3 protein-coding genes are annotated in these 3,329 nt (G+C 67.4%); all 3 read right to left on the bottom strand.

Going from position 1 to position 3,329, the window contains the following annotated elements:
* Nucleotides 1-349: ABC transporter permease subunit (locus AC1D15_RS23215; protein ID WP_477827830.1), on the bottom strand; the 349-nt coding region annotated here is incomplete at its 3' end.
* Nucleotides 346-1,887, bottom strand: a complete 1,542-nt coding sequence (gene urtB / locus AC1D15_RS23210; protein ID WP_477827829.1) for an urea ABC transporter permease subunit UrtB — start codon at nucleotides 1,885-1,887, stop codon at nucleotides 346-348. The genes AC1D15_RS23215 and urtB, both read right to left, overlap by 4 nt.
* Nucleotides 1,888-2,094: 207 nt before the next feature.
* A complete protein-coding gene (gene urtA / locus AC1D15_RS23205; RefSeq protein ID WP_477827831.1) occupies nucleotides 2,095-3,324 on the bottom strand; it encodes an urea ABC transporter substrate-binding protein in 1,230 nt (409 codons plus the stop codon).
* Nucleotides 3,325-3,329: the final 5 nt, after the last annotated feature.

The raw sequence follows: 3,329 nt of genomic DNA, 5'->3' as shown, positions 1-3,329 counted from the left end.
GGTCGGACTGGTAGTTGCCGTCGCGCCCGATCTGGCGCATCAGGTACATGCCCATCGCGTAGCCGCCGAGCGCGAAGAACACGCCGTGGCCGAGCGACAGGATGCCGGTGTAGCCCCAGATCAGGTCCATCGCCAGCGCGCAGATCGCGTAGCACATGATCTTGCCGACCAGGCTGATCGCGTAGTCGCTCAGGTGCAGCGCATTGCCGGCCGGCACGGCGAGGTTCAGCACCGGCGCCAGCACGACGACGCAGACCAGCGCAGCGAAGACGCCGCTCCAGGCCTTCATCGACAGCAGCGAGGTCGAAGGTCCGACCGGCCGCGCGGGTGTGGGAAGGATTGCGCTCATGCTTCGGCACTCCGGCCTTTCATCGCGAAGATGCCTTGCGGCCGCTTCTGGATGAAGATGACGATGAAGACCAGCACCATGATCTTCGCGAGCACGGCGCCCTGCCAGCCTTCGAGCAGCTTGTTGAGCACGCCCAGGCCGAGCGCCGCGTAGACGGTGCCCGCCAGCTGGCCGACGCCGCCGAGCACCACGACCATGAACGAATCGACGATGTAGCCCTGGCCGAGATCGGGGCCCACATTGCCGATCTGCGACAACGCGCAGCCGGCGAGGCCGGCGATGCCGGAGCCGAGCGCGAACGCGTAGGTGTCCACGCGCGCGGTGTCGACGCCCATGCAGGCGGCCATGCGGCGGTTCTGCGTGACGCCGCGCACGAACAGCCCGAGCCGGGTGCGCGAGATCAGCAAGGCCACGCCGCCCAGCACCAGCACCGCGAAGATCACGATGGCGATGCGGTTGAACGGCAGCGTCAGGTTGCTCAGCACGTCGACGCCGCCGGACAGCCACGACGGGTTCTCGACCTGCACGTTCTGCGCGCCGAAGAGCGAACGCACGCCCTGCATCAGCACCAGGCTGATGCCCCAGGTGGCGAGCAGCGTCTCGAGCGGGCGGCCGTACAGCCAGCGGATCACGCTGCGCTCGAGCACCGCGCCGACCCCCGCGGCCGCAAGGAACGAAGCCGGGATCGCGACGATCACGTAGGCATCGAACATCCCGGGCAGGTGCGCCCTGAAGAGGTTCTGCACCACGTAGGTGGCGTACGCGCCGATCATCATCAGCTCGCCGTGCGCCATGTTGATCACGCCCATCAGCCCGTAGGTGATGGCGAGGCCCAGCGCGACCAGCAGCAGGATGCTGCCGAGGCTGACGCCGGTGAACAGCACGCCGAGCCGCTCGCCCCAGGCGAGGCGCGCGTTGATCGCATCGAGCGCGATGCCGAGCTGGCTGCGGATGTCGGTCTCGCTCTCGCCGCCTTCGGCCGCGGGCTTGAGGCGTTCGAGGATCAGCGTCTTGGTGGCCGGCGTCAGGCTGCCGGCGAGTGCGCGGGCGGCCTCCATGCGCTTGCCGGCGTCGGTCGACGACACCAGGATGGCGGCGCGCACTTGAGTGAGTTGTTCCTTCAGCGAGGCCTCGGCCTCGGCCGCGAGCGCCTTCTCGATCAGCGGCAGGCGGCCTTCGTCGGCCTCTTCCTTCAACGCCTTGATCGCGGTGCGGCGCTCGCCGACGTCGTGCGAGAAGAGCTTCAGCGCCGCGAGGGCCCCTTCGAGCTCGCGGCGCATCTGGTTGCTGTTGATCACGTCCTCGGCGCCGTCGGGCAGCTTGGCCTCGGCACCGGTCGCGGCGTTGCTCGCCTTGTCGCCGTGCACGACGAACACCTTGTCGCCGGCCAGCTTCACCGCGTCGTCGAGCATCGCCTGCACGAAGGCGGCGAGGCCGTCATCGCCGCGTGCGAGCGAGGCCTGCAGCGCGGCGATGCGCTCCTCGTTCTCGCCCTTGGCGAGCGCGAGCACCTGCGGGGGCGTCAACGCGTGGCTCATGCCAGACGCGGCCAGAGCGCACAGCCCGAGCATCAGCATCGCCAGGCGACGCAACAGAGAAATCGACCAGCGTTCCGTCATCACGACTCAATCTGCAAGGGAGCGGCCGCGCAGCGAGCCGCCCCATCAAGCAACTCCCGCGGAACCGGCTTTGCCGGGCCGCTGGGAGGCGCCCCTTGGGGGCAGGAGCGAAGCGACTGGGGGGCCTTATTTCTTTTCGGGCTCGTCCTTCTTCTTGTCGTTGCCTTCGATGTACGGGCTCCACGGCTTGGCCTTGACCGGCGCCGGCGTCTTCCACACCACGTTGAACTGGCCGTCKGCCTTGACCTCGCCGATGAACACCGGCTTGTGCAGGTGGTGGTTCTTCGCGTCCATCGTCGAGACGAAGCCGCCCGGGGCCGGGAAGGTCTGGCCTGCCATCGCGGCGATGACCTTGTCGGTGTCGGTGCTGCCGGCCTTCTTGACGGCCTGCGCCCACATGTGGATGCCGATGTAGGTGGCTTCCATCGGGTCGTTGGTGAGCGGCTTGTCGGCGCCCGGCAGGTTCTTCGCCTTCGCGTACTCGGCCCACTGCTTCTTGAAGGCGTCGTTGGTCGGGTTCTTGATCGACATGAAGTAGTTCCATGCCGCGAGGTGGCCCACGAGCGGCTTGGTGTCGACGCCGCGCAGTTCCTCTTCGCCGACCGAGAAGGCCACGACCGGCACGTCGGTCGCCTTCAGGCCCTGGTTGCCCAGTTCCTTGTAGAAGGGCACGTTGGAGTCGCCGTTGATGGTGGAGATCACGGCCGTCTTGCCGCCGGCCGAGAACTTCTTGACGTCGGCGACGATGGTTTGATAGTCGCTGTGGCCGAACGGCGTGTACTTCTCGTCGATGTCGCTGTCCTTCACGCCCTTGCTCTTCAGGAAGGCGCGCAGGATCTTGTTGGTGGTGCGCGGGTAGACGTAGTCGGTGCCGAGCAGCACGAAGCGCTTGGCGCCGCCACCGGCCTTGCTCATCAGGTATTCGACCGCGGGGATGGCCTGCTGGTTGGGGGCAGCGCCGGTGTAGAAGACGTTCTTGCTGAGTTCTTCGCCTTCGTACTGCACCGGGTAGAACAGCAGGCCGTTGAGTTCCTCGACGACCGGCAGCACCGACTTGCGCGACACGCTGGTCCAGCAGCCGAACATCACGGCGACCTTGTCCTGGCTGATCAGCTGCTTGGCCTTCTCGGCGAACAGCGGCCAGTTGGAGGCCGGGTCGACGACGACGGGTTCGAGCTGCTTGCCGAGCACGCCGCCCTTGGCGTTGATTTCCGCGATCGTCATCAGGGCCGTGTCCTTGAGCACGGTCTCCGAGATCGCCATCGTGCCCGACAGCGAGTGCAGGATGCCGACCTTGATGGTGTCGGCGGCCTGCGCGAACAGCGGCAGGCCGAGGGCGGCGACGCCGAGCGACACGGCGC

Source organism: Rhizobacter sp. P2_H2, from assembly GCF_056403375.1.
This window is presented reverse-complemented; position numbering and strand designations above follow the sequence as displayed.

Bases quoted from the DNA above. Each gene is read 5' to 3' on its own strand.
- urtB (WP_477827829.1), bottom strand. From the start codon at position 1,887: ATGAGCCACGCGTTGACGCCCCCGCAGGTGCTCGCGCTCGCCAAGGGC.